This window comes from Cryobacterium sp. N22 (assembly GCF_002929555.1).
Lineage (GTDB): Bacteria > Actinomycetota > Actinomycetes > Actinomycetales > Microbacteriaceae > Cryobacterium.
Map to the genome: position 1 here is coordinate 610,956 of NZ_PJJP01000039.1, position 19,565 is coordinate 630,520.

General features: G+C 68.8%; 21 protein-coding genes and 1 tRNA gene. 8 read left to right on the top strand and 14 right to left on the bottom strand.

Annotation, left to right across the window (positions count from 1 at the left end; translation table 11 throughout):
• Positions 1-90: 90 nt before the first annotated feature.
• Positions 91-540: a flavodoxin domain-containing protein gene (locus CXY76_RS18320; protein WP_104167021.1), complete on the top strand. Its 450-nt coding sequence runs from the start codon at positions 91-93 to the stop codon at positions 538-540.
• 66 nt (positions 541-606) lie between these two features.
• Here the strand turns inward: CXY76_RS18320 and CXY76_RS18325 are convergent, their stop codons facing one another.
• From CXY76_RS18325 to CXY76_RS18340, 4 genes are all read right to left on the bottom strand, one after another.
• Positions 607-1,500, bottom strand: coding sequence for a glycine betaine ABC transporter substrate-binding protein (locus tag CXY76_RS18325; RefSeq protein ID WP_104167023.1), 894 nt, complete (start codon positions 1,498-1,500; stop codon positions 607-609).
• A gap of 79 nt (positions 1,501-1,579) precedes the next feature.
• On the bottom strand, positions 1,580-2,566 hold the full coding sequence (locus CXY76_RS18330) for a proline/glycine betaine ABC transporter permease (protein WP_233200019.1): 987 nt from the start codon (positions 2,564-2,566) through the stop codon (positions 1,580-1,582).
• On the bottom strand, positions 2,563-3,846 hold the full coding sequence (locus CXY76_RS18335; RefSeq protein ID WP_104167426.1) for a glycine betaine/L-proline ABC transporter ATP-binding protein: 1,284 nt from the start codon (positions 3,844-3,846) through the stop codon (positions 2,563-2,565). Before CXY76_RS18335 ends, CXY76_RS18330 begins: the two co-directional genes overlap by 4 nt.
• Positions 3,847-4,302: 456 nt before the next feature.
• Positions 4,303-4,962: a bifunctional 2-polyprenyl-6-hydroxyphenol methylase/3-demethylubiquinol 3-O-methyltransferase UbiG gene (locus tag CXY76_RS18340; RefSeq protein WP_104167025.1), complete on the bottom strand. Its 660-nt coding sequence runs from the start codon at positions 4,960-4,962 to the stop codon at positions 4,303-4,305.
• Positions 4,963-5,062: 100 nt separating this feature from the next.
• On the opposite strand from CXY76_RS18340, the gene CXY76_RS18345 reads away from it, so the two are divergent.
• The 4 genes from CXY76_RS18345 to CXY76_RS18360 all read left to right on the top strand — a co-directional run bounded on the left by CXY76_RS18345 (position 5,063) and on the right by CXY76_RS18360 (position 8,028).
• Positions 5,063-5,875, top strand: coding sequence for an IclR family transcriptional regulator (locus CXY76_RS18345; protein WP_104167027.1), 813 nt, complete (start codon positions 5,063-5,065; stop codon positions 5,873-5,875).
• Between the two features lie 113 nt (positions 5,876-5,988).
• Positions 5,989-6,690, top strand: a complete 702-nt coding sequence (locus CXY76_RS18350; RefSeq protein ID WP_104167029.1) for a YceI family protein — start codon at positions 5,989-5,991, stop codon at positions 6,688-6,690.
• 46 nt (positions 6,691-6,736) lie between these two features.
• On the top strand, positions 6,737-7,243 hold the full coding sequence (locus CXY76_RS18355; protein WP_104167428.1) for a sigma-70 family RNA polymerase sigma factor: 507 nt from the start codon (positions 6,737-6,739) through the stop codon (positions 7,241-7,243).
• On the top strand, positions 7,240-8,028 hold the full coding sequence (locus tag CXY76_RS18360; RefSeq protein WP_104167031.1) for an anti-sigma factor: 789 nt from the start codon (positions 7,240-7,242) through the stop codon (positions 8,026-8,028). Before CXY76_RS18355 ends, CXY76_RS18360 begins: the two co-directional genes overlap by 4 nt.
• Positions 8,029-8,044: 16 nt before the next feature.
• Here CXY76_RS18360 and CXY76_RS18365 read toward each other — a convergent pair whose 3' ends face one another.
• Positions 8,045-8,944: a LysR family transcriptional regulator ArgP gene (locus CXY76_RS18365; protein ID WP_104167033.1), complete on the bottom strand. Its 900-nt coding sequence runs from the start codon at positions 8,942-8,944 to the stop codon at positions 8,045-8,047.
• 68 nt (positions 8,945-9,012) lie between these two features.
• Here CXY76_RS18365 and CXY76_RS18370 point away from each other — a divergent pair, with 68 nt between their 5' ends.
• Together CXY76_RS18370 and CXY76_RS18375 are read left to right on the top strand one after the other, a co-directional pair.
• Positions 9,013-9,642, top strand: coding sequence for a LysE/ArgO family amino acid transporter (locus tag CXY76_RS18370; RefSeq protein WP_104167035.1), 630 nt, complete (start codon positions 9,013-9,015; stop codon positions 9,640-9,642).
• 40 nt (positions 9,643-9,682) lie between these two features.
• On the top strand, positions 9,683-10,345 hold the full coding sequence (locus CXY76_RS18375; RefSeq protein ID WP_104167037.1) for a hypothetical protein: 663 nt from the start codon (positions 9,683-9,685) through the stop codon (positions 10,343-10,345).
• Positions 10,346-10,438: 93 nt separating this feature from the next.
• Here CXY76_RS18375 and CXY76_RS18380 read toward each other — a convergent pair whose 3' ends face one another.
• From CXY76_RS18380 to CXY76_RS18420, 9 genes are all read right to left on the bottom strand, one after another.
• Positions 10,439-11,635 carry a glycoside hydrolase family 1 protein gene (locus tag CXY76_RS18380; protein ID WP_104167039.1) on the bottom strand — a complete coding sequence of 399 codons (1,197 nt, stop codon included), beginning with the start codon at positions 11,633-11,635 and terminating at the stop codon, positions 10,439-10,441.
• Between the two features lie 45 nt (positions 11,636-11,680).
• A complete protein-coding gene (locus CXY76_RS18385) occupies positions 11,681-12,511 on the bottom strand; it encodes an alpha/beta fold hydrolase (RefSeq protein ID WP_104167041.1) in 831 nt (276 codons plus the stop codon).
• Between the two features lie 193 nt (positions 12,512-12,704).
• Complete coding sequence (locus tag CXY76_RS18390) at positions 12,705-13,790, bottom strand: LacI family DNA-binding transcriptional regulator (protein WP_233200021.1); 1,086 nt, start codon at positions 13,788-13,790, stop codon at positions 12,705-12,707.
• Between the two features lie 156 nt (positions 13,791-13,946).
• On the bottom strand, positions 13,947-15,668 hold the full coding sequence (locus CXY76_RS18395; RefSeq protein ID WP_104167045.1) for a DUF2252 domain-containing protein: 1,722 nt from the start codon (positions 15,666-15,668) through the stop codon (positions 13,947-13,949).
• 125 nt (positions 15,669-15,793) lie between these two features.
• On the bottom strand, positions 15,794-16,180 hold the full coding sequence (locus tag CXY76_RS18400) for a hypothetical protein (RefSeq protein WP_104167047.1): 387 nt from the start codon (positions 16,178-16,180) through the stop codon (positions 15,794-15,796).
• 42 nt (positions 16,181-16,222) lie between these two features.
• On the bottom strand, positions 16,223-17,083 hold the full coding sequence (locus CXY76_RS18405) for a fumarylacetoacetate hydrolase family protein (RefSeq protein WP_104167049.1): 861 nt from the start codon (positions 17,081-17,083) through the stop codon (positions 16,223-16,225).
• Positions 17,084-17,162: 79 nt separating this feature from the next.
• A complete protein-coding gene (locus CXY76_RS18410; protein ID WP_104167051.1) occupies positions 17,163-17,870 on the bottom strand; it encodes a M23 family metallopeptidase in 708 nt (235 codons plus the stop codon).
• Complete coding sequence (gene msrA, locus CXY76_RS18415) at positions 17,851-18,369, bottom strand: peptide-methionine (S)-S-oxide reductase MsrA (protein ID WP_104167053.1); 519 nt, start codon at positions 18,367-18,369, stop codon at positions 17,851-17,853. The genes CXY76_RS18410 and msrA overlap by 20 nt, the downstream gene beginning before the upstream one ends.
• A gap of 176 nt (positions 18,370-18,545) precedes the next feature.
• A tRNA-Lys gene (locus tag CXY76_RS18420) sits at positions 18,546-18,621 on the bottom strand.
• Between the two features lie 114 nt (positions 18,622-18,735).
• Between CXY76_RS18420 and CXY76_RS18425 the strand changes: the two genes are divergently transcribed.
• On the top strand, positions 18,736-19,551 hold the full coding sequence (locus CXY76_RS18425; protein ID WP_233200024.1) for an inositol monophosphatase family protein: 816 nt from the start codon (positions 18,736-18,738) through the stop codon (positions 19,549-19,551).
• Positions 19,552-19,565: the final 14 nt, after the last annotated feature.

A 19,565-nucleotide genomic window follows, 5' to 3' on the forward strand; every position in this document is an offset into this window, starting at 1 on the left:
ACCCGGCGGAACCCGGCGCACTTGTCGGCCCAGAGGCCCGGGGCCACTATGACTCGTGTCGGCCAACGTCGCCACGACCCAGGAGGACTCATGCACGCACTCGTCGTCTACGACACGAACTACGGCAGCACCCGCACCATCGCCGAGGTGATCGCCACCGAATTGGGCCGGGGAACCACCACCCTCAGCGTCATCGACATCACCGAGACCAGCCTCGACGGCGTGGATGTTCTCGTGGTGGGGTGTCCGATCAACGGCTGGAAACCGACCGATCGGATGCGCCGGTTCCTGGGCACCCTTGCACCGGGTTCCCTCGCCGGCGTGCGGGCCGCCGCGTTCGACACCCGCATCAAGCTGTTCATCCACGGGGATGCCGCGGCCAAGATCTCGCACGCCCTGCACTCTGCCGGCGCCACCATCGTGGCCAAGCCGCACGGCTTCGTTGTCGACGGCACCGAGGGGCCGCTGGCCGCTGGCGAGACCGGCAAGGCCGGCGCCTGGGCAGCGTTCATCGGCGCCGAACTGCGGGCAAGCGCCTGACCCAGCCCGGACACGAACGAAAACGGCCCGTGCAAAGCACGGGCCGTTCTCTGGTGGGGCAGTCGACTACTCGGTGAGCGTGTCCACGTACTCCTGGTTCTCTTCGATCCACTTCGCGACGACGGGGCCGTAGTCCGTGCCCTCATAGTCGACGAGCATGGCGGTTTCCAGCGAGTACAGCTGGTCCAGGTCCATCTTGAATCCGGACATCCACTCGGTGACCTGCGGGTAGTCGGTCGAGAAGTCCTTCTTGCCGTAGGCGTGAAGGGACTCGGCCTCGCCGAGTGTGCCCTCGGGGTCTTCGAGGTTCTTCAGGTCGAAGGACCCGTAGGCCCAGTGCGGCTCCCAGAGCGTGACGGCGATGTTCTCGTCGGCCTTGGTGGCCGCCGTGAGCTCGGCGAGCATGGCTGCCGTCGACGAGGTCTTGAAGTCCATTCCTTCCAGACCGTAGGTCGGGATGGAGTTGTTCTCGACCGCGGCCGTCAGGCCGGCGCCGGGCTCGATGCCCACAATGGTGTTGTTGAACGAGTCAGCGTTGTCGGCCAGCTCGGTGAGACTGTCGATCGGCGCGTCGGCGTTCACGGCAACGGTGAGCTTCGCTTCTTCGTTCCACGCTCCGAGGTCGGTGATGTCGTCACCGTACTCCTCGACGTATTCGGCATGCGTGTTCGGCAGCCAGACGTCGAGATTGAGGTCGTAGTCACCGGTGGACAGTCCGGCGTAGACCGGCGCGACGTCGGCGTACTCGAGCTCGACGTTGTAGCCCTTCTCTTCGAGGATGGCCTTCCACAGCTCGGAGGCCGCGATGCCCTCGTCCCAGCCGTTGAACACGGCAATGGTGAGGTCCTTGTTGTCGGAGTTGCCGCCGCCGACGGTTTCTGCTTCGGCTGCTGCGCAACCGCTGAAGGCGAGGAGCCCGACGGCTCCGAGTGCGATGACGCTGAGTGAACGGTTCTTCATGTGATCCTTTCGTGCCACCAATGTGGGGCGGCAGGGTGGTGCAGGGTCGTGCAGGTTGGTAGGGCCGAGTGCGCTCGCGTTAGGAGGGCTGGAGCACGCCGGGCCGCTTGGAGGCCTCGATCTCGGCCTCGGCCGATGACTCCTGGGCCGGTGTAGGCGCCGCAGGGGTGCTGCGGTGCTTGCGCGCCTTCAGCAGCCGGCCGAGCGGCGTTTTTCCGGTTCCGAGCGCCGCCGTGAAGCGGTCGAGGAACATGGCCAGGATCACGACGGCCACACCGGCTTCGAAGCCGAGCGCCACGTCGATGCGGTTCAGGCTGGCGACGACGTCGCCACCCAGACCGCCGGCCCCGACCATGCCCGCGATGACGACCATCGAGAGAGACAACATGATGACCTGGTTGATACCGGCCATGATGGTGGGCATCGCCAGCGGCAGCTGGATCTGGCGCAGGATGCGACCCGGCGACGCGCCGAAGGCCTGACCGGCCTCAACCACTTCCTTGTCGACGCTGCGGATACCGAGGTCGGTGAGCCGCACGCCGGGAGCCATCGCGAAGATGATCGTGGCGACGATTCCGGGCACGACGCCGATCCGGAACAGGAGCAGGGCCGGAATCAGGTAGACGAACGCCGGCATGGTCTGCATGAAGTCGAGGATCGGCTTGATGATGGTGCTGGCCAGCTGGGATCGTGCCGAGAGGATGCCGAGCGGGACGCTGAACAGGATCGCCAGGAGGCTGGCGACGAGCACCAGGGCCAGCGAGTCCATCGCGTTCTCCCACTGGTTCACGCCCACAATCAGGCCGAGGCCGATGACGGTGCCCACGGCGAATTTCCACCCGCGGACCATGAGGGCCAGAACTCCGAAAACGATGATGATGAGCCAGAACGGCGGGGTGCTCAGGATGAGATCGACGACATCGTAGGCGCCGCCGAAGATGGCGCGGATGAAGTCGAAGACGAAGCCGAACCATTCGGTGACGAAGTCGACGAAGCCCTCGGCCCAATCTCCGAGCGGTAGACGGAATTCGCTGACGTCGGTCCCAATCAGTGCTGTACGGATCACGGCTGTACTCCTTCCGACGCGGTTTCGCGCAGGGTCTCGGTGATGATGCTCATCGAGATCGTCGACGGCGGTTCCATCACCGGCAACTCCCCCGTCGTGGTGCTGACATTGCCGAGCGCGGCAAGCAGCGTCACCCGGGGGATGACGCCGAGCAGGCGATTGCGCTCGTCGACGACGGCGATGGGCAGGTCGCTCTCCACGGCCAGCTCCACCAGGTCGACCAGTGCGGTGTCGGCGGACACGGCCGTGGCCTTCTGGATGATGGGGCGGAGGTCGGTGTGACCCGATTTCACCTGTTTGAGCACGTCGCGGTCGCGGACGACCCCGACGAAGTTGCGGCCGCGCTCCAGAACGAAGGTGGCCGAGGTCTGCAGGTCCCGCATGGTGCGGAGGGCCGCACGCGGGCCGGCGGACGCGGCGACAACGGAGCGGGCCGGCTCCATGACGCTGCCGGCGGTGAGCACCCGGGCCCGGTCGACATCCTGCACGAACTGGGCGACGTAGTCGTTGGCCGGGTCGGTGAGGATCTCTTCCGGGGTGCCGATCTGCACGATGCGGCCGTCACGCATGACGGCGATGCGGTCGCCGAGGAACATGGCCTCGTTGAGGTCGTGGGTGATGAAGATGATGGTCTTGCCGAGTTCGGCCTGCAGCTCGATGAGCTGTTCCTGCATCTCGCGGCGGATCAGCGGGTCGAGGGCGCTGAACGCCTCGTCCATCAGGAGCACGTCGGTGTCTGCGGCCAGGGCGCGGCCGAGGCCGACCCGCTGCTGCATGCCACCGGACAGCTCGGCGGGCAGGTTGTCTGCCCAGCCGTCCAGTCCCACGAGGCGGATGATGGTGCGCGCCTTGGCGAGGCGTTCCTCGCGGGGCATACCCTGCACTTCAAGGCCGTAGGCGACGTTGTCGATCACGGTGCGGTGCGGCAGCAGGGCGAAGTGCTGGAAAACCATGGAGACGCTCTGGCGGCGTACCTCACGAAGCTTCTTCGCAGGAACGCCGGTGATGTTCGTTCCCCCGACGGTGACGGTTCCCGAGGTGGCTTCGAGTAGTCCATTGAGCATGCGGATGAGCGTGGACTTTCCCGAGCCGGACAGGCCCATGACCACGAAGATCTCACCGCTCTTGACCTCGAAGGAGGCATCGATGACGGCGGCCGTTCCCAGGTGCGCGAGCTTGTCACGGCTGGTGCCGCCCTGGAGCTTCTTGACGATGTCGTGGGGTTTGCGGCCGAAGGCCTTGTAGAGCCGGTCGGCCTTGACGGCGATTCCGGGTTCCACTGCTGTTGTTGCTGCTGTTGTCTGCTCCGCCTCATTGGCGGATTCTTCTGCCTTGACGGCGGTGATTTCGGTCACGGATTCTCCGGAGCACGCCGAATAGACCGCCTGAGCGGTCGACTACACGGGGCTCGCTGTGTCGGACGGGTAGGCCGAGACCGGCCTCGACACCGTTGCGGTGTGGGCTGGAGCGACCATGGGATCGCGTCCGTCTGGGCCTCACCGTACGTACGCCGCGGCCCACGTCTGGCTGGGGGCTGCGCGTTCGCGTCCTGGTGAGGGGTCGGAAGACCGTCACCGAGCTTAGCACCTCGACACGCCCGAATCCCCGGTCAGGGTCGTTTTCGCCCGTCGTTCGGGGGGCCTATTGGCAGGTCAGCGCGGGTATCCACCCTGACTTGGGTAATCGAAGGGCAGGCTCCGACTGCGGCGCGGCGACCGGTGCGACGGCCGGTTGGGTCAGCGCAGGCGCCGCGCCCGTACGACGACGTCTTCGGTGTGGTGGGCGCCGGCCCCGGTGGCCACGTGTCGGGGCCGGGTTTCGTTGACGTCGATCCGCCAGTCGTCGTCCAGAAGGGCCGCGACGTGGGCCGGGCTCACGTACAGGTCGGGATCGAAGCCGTGCGCGGTGGCCTCCTCGGCGGTGGGCGTGGGGTGGTGCACGATGAGCAGCACGCCCCCGGGCGCGACGGCAGCCAGCAGGGCGCGCTCCGCGATGTTCTCGTCGGTGCGCAGCAGGGCGGGGTATTGCGCGGAGACCAGGTCGAAACTCGCCGCCGGCAGGGCCGCCTCGACGAGTCCGGCGTGCAGCCAGCGCACCGCGCCGCCGACGATGGCGGCCCCGGCGAGTTCGGCCTGGCGAGCGGCGCGCTCGAGTGCCACTCGCGAGACATCCAGCGCCGTGACGTGCCAGCCCTGTGCCACCAGCCACAGGGCATCGGCGCCCTCGCCGCAGCCGACGTCGAGGGCCCGTCCCGGCCGCAGCTCTCGCGTCTCGCTGACCAGCGTGGCATTGGGCTGTCCACTCCACAGGGTCTCATTGCCGGCGTAGCGCTGATCCCAGAAGTCTCCGATCGCGTCGGGCTCCTGGGGTTCGCGGGCAGTGTTGTTGGTGTGCATGTCTGCATCCTCCCTCGTCGGCGAGGCGGCGACAAACTCGCTTGCCGAACCGGCAACCGGCGTGCGCCCTGGGGAGACGTCGAAACGATAGCCTCATCGCATGACAGCTGAGCGTGGTGCGGCACCCACCAAGGCCGACGTCCCCGCCGCCCGCCACACCCTGCAGATTCTCACGCACCTGGCCGCCCAGCGCGGTCCGGTGCCGGCGTCGACCATCGCGCAGACACTCGGGCTCCCCCGGTCCACCGTCTACAGGCTGCTGGGCGTGCTCACCGAGCTCGGCTTCGTGCTGCACTTCCCCGAGGCCCGCAGGTACGGCATCGGCCTGGCCGCCTTCGAGCTGAGCAGTGGCTTTGCCCGCCAGGAGCCCCTGGCCCGGCTGGGCCGGCCGATCCTGGCCTCCCTCGTCGACAAGATCGGCGAGAGCGCGCACCTGGCCGTGCTGCACGGTCGCGATGTGATCTACCTCGTGGAGGAGCGCGCACCCCGACGCCCCTCCCTGGTGACGGATGTCGGCGTGCGCCTGCCCAGCCACCTCACGGCCAGCGGCCGGGCGCTGCTGGCGACGCTGCCGGTCGCGCAGGTCCGGGCGCTGTTCCCCGACCCGTCCGCCTTCGTGCGGCGCGACGCCGGCGGTACCCCGGTGCACGGCAGCGTGAGCAGCTACCGCGAGCTGAGCCGGCTCCTGACCGAGGTGCGCGCGCAGGGCTACGCGGCGGAGGACGGCGATGTCACTGAGGGCATCGCATCCGTGGCCGTGGCCGTGCGTGACCACAGCGGCTGGCCCGCCGCCGGTATCGCCGTGACCTTCGCCCGCTCCAGTGTGCCGCCGGAGCGCTGGCCGGAGCTCGCCGCCGCCGTGGAGCACGCCGCGGCCGAGTTGGGCCGGCGCATCAGCGGTCGAACCGGCTAGGTCCCCGAGAAAATTTTCGGCTTTGACTGAACCTTTTGCGCCGCGGTCTCGTTGTTCAGAGTGGATGACCACCATCCGCCGCGCCAACCAAACGTAATGACCATGAGGGTGACATGCAGAAGAAGACGAAGATCGGGCTGTGGATTGCGGGCGGAGTTCTCGTCATCGGCGGGGCCGCCCTGGCGTTCGGACCGGCGGTCTATGCCGACTACGCCAACAGCACTGTCGAGGCGGCCCCCACCATCGCCGCCGGAGCCCCGAGCGCAACGGATGCGGCTACCGAGGTGAACGCCGACGATCTCTCGGGCACCTGGAGCGTTGGAGCGGACTCGTTCGCGGGCTACCGCGTCGACGAGGTGCTGCAGGGCAACGACGTGACCGTGACCGGTCGCACGACCGACGTCACCGGTGAGCTCACCGTGGACACACTCTCCCTCACCGCCGCGACGATCACCGTGGACGTGGCGAGCATCGCCACCGACGAAGGCGCCAGGGACGCCTACTTCCGCGACACCGCCATGGAGGCCGGCGACTTCCCGACCGCCACGTTCACGCTCACCGAACCGGTCACCCTCGAGGCTCCGGTGGCCGGCGTCGCGCAGACCCTGAGCGCCACCGGCGAACTCACCCTGCACGGCGTCACCCAGCCGGTCACCGTCGAGCTGCAGGCCGCACTCACCGACACCGGCGGCCAGGTCGTCGGCAGCATCCCGATCACGTTCAGCGACTACGGCGTCGACGCACCCGACCTCGGCTTCGTGTCGGTCGAAGACGCCGGCTCCGTCGAGTTCGAGCTCTTCGTCGCGCAGAATTAGTCCAGCACGTGTTCATCGTGGGCATCGGGCAGACCGGGAGGTGACCGTGACAGAACCACACGCGGAGCTTCTGCGGGCTCTGCACGATGCCCACGGGCCGGCACTGTTTCGGTATGTGGTGCGCCTGACCGGGGACTACGGGTTCGCGCAGGACGTCGTGCAGGAGACCCTGTTGCGTGCCTGGAAGCGTCCGGCGCTGCTGGACCGGGATGACGACGCCGCCCGCGCCTGGCTGTTCACGGTGGCCCGCAACCTCGTCATCGACGACCGGCGGAGCGCACGCTACGCCCGCGAGATCTCGACCGACGACCTGCCCGAGACGGCGTCGACCGACGCCACCGAGGCCATCCTGGATCGCTGGCTGCTCACCGATGCCCTCACCGCGCTCACCCCCGAGCACCGCACGGTGCTGGTGAGTGCCTACTACCTCGGGCAGTCGATCGCGGAAATCGCCGAGCGCCAACAGGTGCCGGAGGGCACCGTGAAGTCCCGCCTGCACTACGCCCTGCGAGCAATGCGGCTCGCCCTACAGGAAAGAGGGGTCACCGAATGACCTCCGACCGCTTCCGCGAGTGGGACGCCGCCTACGTGCTCGGCGCGCTCAGCCCCGAGGACCGGCACGCCTTCGAACGCCACCTGCCGACCTGCCCCGCCTGCGCCGGCGCCGTCGCCGAACTCGCCGGGCTGCCCGGCATCCTGGCCGCCCTGCCCGCGGCGGAAGCCGTGGCCCTCACCGACGAAGCTCCCTCCGCCGCGCATCCCTCCGCCGCGCATCCCAGCGACGCGCATCTGCGCGACGCACTGCACCAGCCAGGAGCGGTGCAGCGGCTGGCCGGCGCGGCCGTCAGGCGCACGCGGCGCAACCGGATACGCCTGGCTGTGGCCGGCACCGCTGTCGCTGCCGTTCTCGCGCTCGGCGGCGGGGTCCTCGGCGCTGCCCTGGCGACCTCCCCCACGCCGCAGGCCGGGCTGGCCGAACCGTCTGCACCGGCACCGCCCGCATCGGCCGGAACGACCTCGACGACGGTCGTGGCCATGGAACCCGTGGAGGCCGACGCCCTCACCGCGGCCCTGACCATCACCGACACCGACTGGGGCACCCGGTTCGACTGGTCGTGCGTGTACCTCAACCAGCTCTGGAAGGACAACGGCCCCCAGGACTACGACATGGTGATGACCGATCAGGACGGCACCGCCACGGTGCTCGCGACCTGGACGGCGACCAGCCCGAGCACCGAAAACCTCGCCGCATCGACCGACCTGAGCGTCGATCAGATCCGTAGCGTCGAGATCCGGGCGAGCGTGAGCGGAACGCCGCTGGCGCACACCGACCTGTAGGCCGGGTCCCGCTAGGTCATTCCCTGAGCGGCCGCAGGGTTCGCTCGGCCTGTGCGCGCACCGCTGCCGACACGGCGTCCAGGAGCGGCGACGACAGGTTCCAGCGCTGCCAGTAGAGCGGCACGTCCACCGGATGCGCCGCCGCCAGCTCAACCAAACGGCCGTCGGCGATCTCCGCCAGGCACTGCTGCTCGGGCAACACACCCCAGCCCAGGCCCAGCGCCACGGCGCGCGCGAAGTCGTGGGAGGTGGGGATGAAGTGCCGCGGTGGGTCCCCCGGCCCGCCCGCGTGGGCCCGCAGGAAGGCATCCTGCAGGTCGTCTTTGCGGTCGAAGGTGACCACGGGCGCCTCAGACAGCGTGGCGAGCCCGGTGGCGAGCCAGCGGGTCACGAAGTCCGGCGTGGCGACCGCGCGATAGCGCATCCGGCCCAGCGGCTCGGTGACGCAGCCCTGGATGGATTCCCGGTCGGAGGTGACCGCGGCCATCACGGCGCCGGAGCGCAGCAACGAGATCGTGTGCTCCTGATCCTCCCGGTGCAGGTCGAAGGTGATGTCGAACTCGTCGGCCACCCCGGCGAGCGCGCCGAGGAACCAGGTGGCCAGACTGTCGGCGTTCACGGCGAGGGAGACCAGAACGGGCCGCTCGGCGGACCCGTTCTCCCGCAGGGCTCGCTCGGTGTCGGCCTCCAGCAGCTCGACCTGGCGCGCGTACCGCAGCACCACGGCACCGGCGGCCGTGAGTTCGACCGGGGTGGTGCGCTGAACGAGCACCCGGCCGCAGGACTGCTCCATGGCCTTGACCCGCTGCGAGACCGCCGACGCCGTGACGTGCAACCGGCGGGCGGCCTTTTCGAAGGTGCCGTCCTCGACCAGGGCGCGCAGGGTCTCCAACTGGTCGAGTGTGAAGCGCTGCATAAGCTCAGCTTACGCATCATCAGAAAGCGTAGCTGGACTGAATTGCTGCGGCTGCGTACCGTGGAAGCATGACCGCTGCGACAACCCTCCTGCCCGCTGTGCTGGGCCTGGTCACCGGGCTATCCCTCATCATTGCCATCGGTGCCCAGAACGCGTTTGTGCTGCGGCTGGGCATCGAGGGCCGCACCCGGGTGATCCTGCCGGTGGTCGCGATCTGCGCACTGTCCGATGCGGTGCTGATCCTGGCCGGAGTACTGGGCATGGGTGCCCTGGTCAACGCAGCGCCGGTGGCCATGGTGGTCGTGCGCATCGTCGGAGCCGCGTTTCTCATCGGCTACGGACTCTGGGCGGCGCGGCGCGCCATCCGCCCCGGCGCGCTCCTGGTGACCGGCTCCAACGGCGCCACCGGAATGGGCGTCGCGGTCGGCACGGTTCTGGCCCTCACCTGGCTCAATCCGCACGTGTACCTGGACACCGTGGTGCTGCTCGGTTCCGTCGCCTCACAGCAGGAGGCCGCCGAGCGCTGGTGGTGGGCCGGCGGCGCCATGGCCGGCAGCCTGCTGTGGTTCGCCGGCCTCGGCTTCGGGGCGCGCCTACTGCGCCCGATCTTCGCCCGCCCCCAGGCCTGGCGCGTCCTGGACGGCATCATCGCCGTGGTGATGATCGCACTCGGCGCCCGGTTGGCCTTCGACCTCTAGCCCGCTCAACTCGCCGGCGGAGCGGCGGTACGCTTGCCCCGTGCTTTCCAAGGACCTGATCCGCCTCTATCCCGAGCTGTACCACGTGGCAGCGGATGGAGCGTGGCCGTCGATCGAGCGGCATGGGCTGCTCAGCACAGCCGCGCTCGTCACCCGCTGGGGCGTGCGGCAGGGGGCGCCGCAGGCCGCGATCCTCACCAAGCGGCGCGGCGAGTCGCTGGAGTTGGAGCATCCGGACTACGGCACCGCCGTCATCCGGCACCAGAAGGCGATGCACGAGTCGTCGCTGGCCGCCGCGCTGGAGGACCTGTCCCCCAGCGAGTGGTACACGATGCTGAACGATCGGGTGTTCTTCTTCCTGCAGAAGACGCGGCTGAACGAGCTGCTCACTGCCCGCTCGTACCGGGACGACGCCCACACCGTGATCACGGTAGACACCCGCAGCCTGGTCACCGCGCACGAGGCCGACATCGAGCTCACTCGCGTGAACACCGGCTTCGCGCAGCGGTTCAGCGCCGAGCCGCGCGGGCGCGACAGCTTCCAGTCCATCGAGGAGTTCGCGCATCCGACCCGGGCGCACGCCTCGACCAAGGTCGTGGATGTGGCCGAGCTCGCGGTGTACCGCGGGGTGCGCGACATCACCACGCACGTCAAGCGGGTCGAACGGGTGCGCGACGGAACGGTGCTCGAGCGCTTCGTCTAGACCACGGGGCGAGCGTGTGTGCCGCACCCCTCGCTGGTCGAGCTTGTCGAGACTCGCCAGGTTTCGACAAGCTCAACCAACGGGCGGGGCAGATTAGGCCGCGGGGGCGACCGACGGCTCCAGGCCGTTGCGGCGGGCGACCTCGCCGAGCCAGCTGGCGCTGGGCTTGGGGGTGCGGGCGAAGGTCTGCGTGTCCCAGCCGATCAGGCCGAAGGTGGGCTTGAAGCCCGACGCCCACTCGTAGTTGTCCAGCGCGGACCAGTGCAGGTAGCCGAGCAGGTCGATGCCGTCGTCAATGCAGGAGTGCAGCCCCTCGAGGGCGCCCTGGGTGTAGGCGATCCGGCGGCTGTCGTCCTGCGTGGCGATGCCGTTCTCGGTGACCATCACGGGCACGTGGTCGGTCAGCTCCCAGGCGGCGCGCACGCCGATGCCCGCGGCCGGCGGGAAGAACTCCCAGCCGGTGAGGGTGGTCTCCACGCCCTCGGCGACGGGCCGGGGGCCCTCGGGTCCGATGAAGGTGCGGGTGTACGCCTGCACACCCACGAAGTCGTCCCCCTTCACGGTCTCCAGGTACCAGTCCTCGCGCGGGTAGGCGTACTCGGCGAGCTTCTCGTCCGCGCCCTCCTCGTCAACGGCCACGAAGGCCTGCGTGGCGACGGTCCAGCCGGTCTTCAGCTGGCTCACCTGGCTCAGTACCTCGCGGGAGCGCTGGTGCGAAAGCAGCAGGGCATCCGCCACCTGCAGGTCGGGGTCCGGGAGGCCGTGCGCCACCAGGTTGGCGGCGTCTTCTCCGCCGGCGAGCATCGCGGCGATGTTGGGCTCGTTGATGGTGCACACGTAGTTCACACCCTCGGCCACGACGGGCAGGGCGAGCTCGGTGTAGCGGGCGAACAGGTCGGCGGCATCCGGCGCACGCCAGAATCCGTCGTTCTCGAACCAGCGCGGCACGGTGAAGTGCATCAGGGTCACGATCGGCTCGATGCCGAACTCGTGGCAGGTGTCGACCATACGGCGGTAGTGATCGATCGCCGAGCGGGAGGTGAAACCGCGCTCCGGCTCGATGCGGGCCCACTCGATGCTGAACCGGTAGGTGTCCAGGCCCAGGTCGGCGAGCAGCTTGATGTCCTCGCGGTAGCGGTGGAAGCTGTCTGCGGCGTCTCCGGAGGGTTCGACCATGGTGGTGCCGTTGGCGTGTTCCTTGGGCCACCAGTTGCTGTTGACGTTGTTGCCTTCGATCTGGTGGGCGGCGGTCGCGGCGCCCCACAGGAAGCCTTGGGGGAAAGTGAGCATGGAAGGATCTCCTTGGGTAGCGGTGGTGCGGTGTTCAGACGAAAATCAGCTGGTGGATGCCCAGAAATCGTTGAGCACGTCGGCGGTGAAGCCGGGGTTGTCGAGGTTGGGCAGGTGCCCGGCCTGTGGGATCACCCGGTACTGAGAGCCGAGCCGCTCCGCCATCAACCGCTGCGACGGGATGGGCCAGGCGTCGTCGGTGTCGCCGTGTGCGACCAGGGTGGGCACCCGGGTGGCCCGCACGGCGTCGGAGGAGTCCGGGGTGCTCTGCAGGATGCGGGCGCAGCCGAGGTAGTTGTCGACCGAGGAGGCGATCAGGCGGTCGCGCACGAATTCGTCGTCGGCGGTGAGAGCGCTGCCGGCCGGGTGATCGAGCGCCCAGATGGCCAGCGTGCCCTGCGAGGCCACCAGCTCGGCGTCGGCCTCGTGCACCCCGGCCCGGCCGCCGGGGCCGGAGCAGAGCATGGTGAGGTCACTGAACAAGGCGGGGCTACGCAGCAGCGCCGCCCGGGCGACGAGGCCGCCCAGGCTGTGGCCCACCAGGTGCACGGGGCCGCCCGCGCCGATCTCGTGCGCGACCGTGACGGCATCCGCCGCGAAGTCATCGAGCCGGTAGTTCTCGAGCCCCACCGGGGCGGCGGAATCGGCCTGGCCGCGCTGGCTGTAGCCCACGACCTCCCAGCCGTGCGCCGCGATCAGCGGAAGCAGCAGCCGGAAGTCCTCCTTCGAGCCGGTGAAGCCGGGCACCAGCAGGGCCACGCCGCGGCGCTCGCCCGCCGGCATCGCCCGGAACGCGGTGAGCGGCCCGGCAGCGGTGTCGACGGTGAAGTGCACCAACCCGGGCGCCAGCGCCAGGGCGCCGAACGGAGCGGTCACGCGACGACCGTGCGAGGTTTGGGGATCGCGTCCAGCAGCCGGATCGCGGAGAGGCCCTGATCGGGCCGAGATCGAGTGGGTTGCATCATTACTACCGGGTTTCCTCAGTCGACGTTGAGATTGTCTTCAATTGTAAGCGCATACATTAAGAGACTGCAAGCACGGGCTTCTCACCGCAGCACCAGGTGCTCGCTCAGACGCGTGGGCAGCTCTCCCGCAGCACGACCTCGACGGGCAGGGTGAACGACTGCGGTTCGAGATTCGGGTCGTCGAGCCGGGCCGTGATGGCATGCACGGCGGCACGGCCCAGCTCCACCATCGGCTGGTGCACCGTGGTGAGCCGCGGCCGGGAGTGCCGGCCCGCGCTGATGCCGTCGAAGCCCGTCACGAGAACGTCATCGGGCACCCGGATGCCGCGCTGTTCGAGCACGTCGAGCACGCCCAGCGCGGTCTCGTCGTTGGAGCAGAGGATGGCGCGGGGCCGGTCCGTGGCCAGGATCCGTGCCGCCGTGGCCCGGCCGCCGTCGCGGGTGAAGTCGCTGCGCAGGATGCGCACGCTGCTTTCGGCCAGACCGGAGTCGGCGAGGGCGTCGCGGAAGCCGGACAGCCGCTCGGCGTCGTCGGGAGAATCAGTGGGTCCGGCGATGTACACGACGTCGCGCACCCCGTGGTCCTGCAGCACGTAGTTGGCCAGGGTGCGCATGCCGGGGCCGTTGCTCGCACTGACGTGGTCGAAGTCGTCGGCGCGCTGGGCCCCGGCCAGGATCACTACGGGGATGCGGCGGGCCACGTAGGTCAGCAGCTCGTCGGGCACGGTGCGGGCGAGCACGGCGAGGCCGTCCACCCGGCCGGCGATGTCGGTGACCAGGGCTTCCCGGCTCGAACCGCGCCCGGCGGCCACCATCAGGGCGAAACCGCGGCGCCAGGCCTCGATCTCGGCGCCGCGGAGCACCTCGTCGAAGTAGAGGTTCTCGGTGTCGGAGGAGGCGTCGGAGTCGTCGTCGACGATGGGCACGGTGTCACCGCGCGCCGAGTCGACGGGCTGGTCCGGCACGGTTTCGTCGTGGCCGGGAAAGAACAGTCCGATCACATTGGTGCGCCGGGCGGCGAGGCCCCTGGCCGCGGCGCTGGGTACGTAGCCGAGCTCGGTCACGGCGGCGAGCACACGCTCCCTGGTGTGCTCCCGCACCGCAGCCGGCGAGCGCAGCACGCGCGAGACGGTGGCGATCGAGACGCCGGAGCGTTCGGCGACGTCGTAGACCGTGGGTGCTTTCGCCACGTCGCCGTCTCCTCGCCTGGGTGCTGCCGCCATGCCGCCGTTCCTGCGCGGTGTCCTGCCATCGTACGGCGGCTTCTGTTCCCGTTCCGGACAATTGCGCCCGGCGCACCGGGCCCATTTGTCCGCTTCGGCAACAGTTGCGGGCGTGCTGGCGGCTCAGACGCCTTCCCGGGCCTCCAGCCAGCCGGTGTGTACGGCCTCGAGGAAGGCCTCGTAGTCCTTCTCGTTCTGGTCGGCGTACCGGTTGGAGAAGTCGGTGATCGCACGGTCGAACTTGTCGCTCTTCCCCAGGTACGCCGCGATCGCGACGGGATCGCCCGACCTGGCGTGGGCGCGGGCCAGGGTCCAGCCGCAGGCGTGAGCGTAGAGGTTCATCCCCATCGGCACCATCGCCTCCACGATCGCCGAGCCCTTCATGTCACGCAGCTGACGCCAGTACAGGTACCGGTCGGCTTGCACTCCCTTGGTCCAGCCCAGGAAGATGTCGCTGGCGGCCTGCATCATCCGCTGCCCCTGCACCACCCGCTCCCCCGGCTGCTCGTAGATGCTCTTGGGCAGGTGGTCCTCGAGCACGGATGCCGTGGCCTCCTTCACCTGCAGGAACAGCGGGTCCTGCTCGTCGCGCCCCTGCAGCAGGGCGATGAACGCCCGGTTACCGACGCTGCCGACACCCACCACCTTGTGGGCCACATCCACCACCTCGAAGCGTTCGAGCAGCCGCCGCCGGTCATCCTGCAGGGTTTCCCGGTAGGACCGCAACTGTTCCAGGACCGCCGCCTGGATCTCGTCCGGCGACAACCCCAGGGATTGCGCGACATCGCGGACCGGCATCACGATCGGCGGCTGGCTGATGATCCGGTACTGGCCGTCGACGAGTTCGGCGAGCTTGGACAGGGCCTGCATGCTGTCGCGGGAGCGCGCCTTCGCGGCGTTCTTCAGCACATTCTTCTCGAGTGCCTTGGACGTCTTGCGCGCCAGCTTGCCCTTCTGGGTGGCCCTGGCCATATCCATGGCCGCCAGCATCTCCTCCTCCGTCATCTTGGCGTACCAGATGTCCATGGTGCGCATCGAGGCGAACTGGGCCATCCCCTCCCGATAGGAGCGAACGGCTTCCAGGGTCACCTTCCGGATGTCCGCGGCGCTGAATCCGTTGTTGCGGGCCGCGATCGTGAAACTCGCCGTCATGCGCAGCACGTCGTACTCGAATGGACCGGGCAGGGTCTCGTCGAAGTCGTTGAGGTCGAAGAGGAGGTTGCGCTCCGGGGATGCGAACACCCCGAAGTTGGACAGGTGCGCGTCACCGCAGAGCTGGACGATGAGGCCGGCGCGCGGGGTGTCCTTGAGGTCGGTCGCCATGATCTTGGCGGCGCCCCGGTAGAAGGTGAACGGCGAAGCCATCATGCGCCCGTGCCGCACCGGCACCAGGTCGGGCACCCGAGTGCGGTTCTGCTCCTCGATCAGGGCGACGGGGTCGGGGCGGTCGGCAGCCGGCTCCCAGCCGCGGTGGCTGGCGCGGGGGGTCTGGAGGCGCGCCGCCTTGCCTCGTGCGGCGCGCTCGGCGACGTAGGGGTGCTCCGCCTTCCGGGGCGCGGTGGCCTGATGCTCTGCGCTCGAAGGCGTCCTGGTCGGGCGTGGGGTGGTCGGTTTCTTGGCGGGCGCCTTCTTCGCAGCCGAACGCTTGGCGGTCGGGGCCTGAGTTGTCGATCGCTTCGCGGCCGAACGTTTGGCGGTGGAGTTCTTGGTCGTCGGCTTTTTAGCGGTCGGGTTCTTCGCAGTCGAGGTCTTCGCAGTCGAGGTCTTCGCGGTCGAGGTCTTTGTCTGGTTCTTCGTGGTCGGCCGCTTAGCGGTCGTATTCTTAGCGGTCGAGTTCTTGGCCATGGTGACGGCTCCTCTGTGGACGACGCTGGAGCCCTCGCGCGCGGCGATATCCACCGGTGGGCGGAATGACCCTCTGAATGGTCCACGATTGCCCGGGGTCCCACAGCTGTCAATGGCCCGAGCATTCAGTACCTGAAGAACGCGTTCGCACGGCTGGAGTAAAGGATGCTGATCACAAGCAGGGCGAACAGGATGTTCACCACTCCCACCGCCACCTCCCCGTGTACGAGGCTGAAGACACCGTTGATCGCGGAGAGGATCTGGAGGCCGGCGACGATGCCCCTGGACAGGTTTGAACCGCGGAACAGGCCCCGGGCCACGAGGAGGGTGATGACGCCGAGCACGATGGCGATGACGCCGGTGCCGAATGCCAGTCCGGCGCCGCCCACTGCGGTGTCTACCTCCGCCGAGTTACCGGCGATGAGGAGGATGACCCCGCCGATGATGGTGAGCACAGCGTTGATATAGACGATCACCGCGATGAATGTGACCAGGCCGGGTCGAGTTGACATGGGCTACACAGTAGAGCGATCCGGCCGCGGCGCGAAGGGTGCTCAGTCGGCAGGTTCCCAGGACACCACGCGTTGCGTTTGGGCGCCGAGTCCGTCGATGCCCATCTCGATGGTGTCGCCGGCGGCCAGGTACGGGAAGCGGCCCGACATGGCGACGCCCTCGGGGGTGCCCGTGTTCAGCAGGTCACCGGGCTCGAGCACGGAGAACTGCGAGAGGTGCCAGACCAGGTAGGCCACGGAGAAGACCATGTCAGCGGTGCTGGAGTCCTGACGCTTCTCACCGTTGACCGCCGACCAGATCCGCAGCGCCTGAGGGTCGACCTCGTCGGTCGGCACCAGTCCGGGGCCCAGCGGGTTGAATCCGGCGGCGATCTTGCCCTTGGACCACTGCCCACCGGAGAGGTCCTTCTGCCAGGTGCGCTCGGAGACATCGTGACTGACCGTGAAGCCTGCGACGTAGTCGAGGGCATCCTCCACGGAATCGAGGTAGCTCGCCCGCTTGCCGATGACCACGCCCAGCTCGACCTCCCAGTCGACCGTCGCGGACCCCTTGGGCAGCACCAGGTCGTCGAAGCCTCCGACGACGGTATTCGGATGCTTGAAGAACAGGATCGGTGTGGTCGGTGCCGCGTTCCCGGACTCGGCAGCGTGGGCCGCGTAGTTCTGTCCGATACAGAGCACGGCCATGGGCCGGGCGATCGGCGCGCCGACGCGCAACGCGGCGGCACCGGGCAGGACGGGAAGCGAGTTGCGGGCCGCTTCGCGCGCCCGAGCGATGCCATCCGCCGCCAGGAAGGCACCGTCGATGTCCGCCGTCAGCGGGCTGAGGTCGTACACAACCCCATCGACCTCAATCGCCGGCGTCTCGTGTCCGATCGGTCCGAGCCGAAGAAGCGTGGTCATGGGTCTCCCGACGAAGGTGCTGGTGTGAGGGTCAGTACGACCGTACACAACGCTGCGGCCGCAATCGTGGTCACCCCCGCTACGCCAGGGCTTCGACGATGGCCCCCTCGCCGGGGATGCCGATCTCCCGGTGCTCGGGATGCGTCGCGCCGGCCGGCCACTCCCGGTAGCGCCGGAAGGCCACCGGCAGCCCCCGGGCGATGGACAGGTCCGGGCTGTCCATGATCTGCACGTGCACATGCGGCTGGGTGGAGTTGCCGGAGTTGCCACAGTCAGCCAGCGGGTGCCCGATCTGAACGGTGTCGCCCGCACGGACACGAAGGGAACCGGCACGCAGGTGCACGAGGGCGACGTACCCGGCGCTCTCGGCGAGCGCGATGATGACGTAGTTGCCCGCGATGGCTCCGACTCCCCTGCGGAGCCGAGACGCCTGCCCCAGCAGGTACGGCAGCAGGCTCAGCTGTGACCGCCGGGCCACGTGGTCGATCTCGCCGTCGTGCACGTCGACAACGACGCCGGCGGCCGGCGCCAGGATGGGCCGGCCGAAGGCGAAGAACCGCTCCGGTGGTTCGGTGCCGAAGTAGCTGCCCCAGTCGCGGTGGGCGGCTGTGCGCCCGCGATCATCCACCCCGGTGAAGTCGATCGCGTAGCGCTCGCCGAGCAGATCGGTGCCATGGCTCGGCACCCGGCGGGCCGGGCTGTTGCCCGCCCGCCACCGGCCCGCGAACGGCAGCGCGAGCAGGACCGGGCTCCGCGCTGGGGTCTGGTTAGCTCGCGGCCTGCTCACGGCGCGGCAGAACCCAGCCCGGCCGCACGAAGTGGCAGGTGTAGCCGTTGGGGTAGTTCTGCAGGTAGTCCTGGTGCTCGGGCTCGGCCAACCAGAAGTCGCCGACCGGCTCCACCTCGGTCACCACGGGGCCGGGCCAGATGCCGGATGCGTCGACGTCCGCGATGGTGTCGCGGGCGACCCGCTCCTGCTCGGCATCCGCGAAGAAGATCGCCGACCGGTAGCTGCGGCCGCGGTCGTTGCCCTGGCGGTCCCTGGTGGACGGGTCGTGGATCTGGAAGAAGAACTCCAGCAGCTCACGGAAGTTGGTGCGCTCGGGGTCGAAGGTGATCTCGATCGCCTCGGCGTGGTCGCCGTGGTTGCGGTAGGTCGCGTTCGGAGTGTCGCCGCCGGTGTAACCCACCCGGGTGGAGAGAACGCCGTCGCGCTTGCGCACGAGTTCCTCGACGCCCCAGAAACAGCCGCCGGCCAGGGTCGCCTTCTGCGTGGTTGTGCTCATAGTGTCTCTCTCCTCCGTGGTGGACGTTCGTTACGCGGACATTCCCTGGGCACAACGTGCCGACGTGCCAGCCTGTTCCGGGGCCCGCGTCACACTCAGCCTGCTCACAGTTTAAGTGGTCGTTCCGGGTACGAAAAAGCCCGGCCGCATACTCGCGGCCGGGCTTTTCCTTCGTGTGGTGCACCCCCCCGGACTTGAACCGGGAACCCGCTGATTAAGAGTCAGCTGCTCTGCCAATTGAGCTAGAGGTGCGTATTTCGCGGCGGGACTTCCCTGCCGACATGAGACATTACCATCTGTTTCTTCGCTCGCGCCAATCGAGCGCTGGCATCGGCGTGTCGCGCACCAGTCACTATTCTGGGGAGCGTGACCGAGACCCTGCCGCCCACCCTCGCCGATGATCTTACGCTGGCCCTCGAGCTGGCCGATACGGCCGATGCGATCTCGATGGCCCGCTTCGAGGCCCTCGACCTTGTCGTCACCACCAAGCCAGACCGTACCCCGGTGACGGATGCCGACCAGGCCGTCGAGCGCGCTATCCGCGCCCTCCTGGCCGAGCGGCGCCCCCGCGACGGGATCCTCGGTGAGGAGTTCGGCACGGCCGGGTCGACGACCCGGCAGTGGATCATCGACCCCATCGACGGCACCGCCGGTTTCCTCCGGGGCATCAGCATCTGGGGCACCCTGATCGCCCTGGCGATCGACGGGGTGCCGGTGCTCGGCGTCGTCAGCTCCCCCGCCCTGGGCAAGCGCTGGTGGGCCGCGACCGGCGGCGGCGCGTGGTCGAGCGATGCCCGCCTTCCCGAGGCCGTGCCCACGCGTCTGCATGTCTCCGGCGTCGAGACGCTCGCCGACGCGTCCCTCAGCTACGGCAGCATCCAGCAGTGGGATCAGGCCGGCCGGCTCGACGGACTCGTGTCACTCACCCGGCAGGTGTGGCGCACCCGGGCCTACGGCGACATGTGGTCGTACATGCTGCTCGCCGAGGGGCACCTTGACATCGCCGGTGAATTCGACCTGCAGCCCTACGACATGGCCGCCCTGGTGCCCATCGTGCAGGAGGCCGGTGGCGTGTTCACCTCGGCCGACGGCGCGGCCGGCCCCTGGCACGGCAGCGCCCTGGCCACCAACGGCCTGCTGCACCAGCAGGCCCTGGAGGCCATCGCCTCGCCGGTTCCCTGAGGAAACGGCGCCGT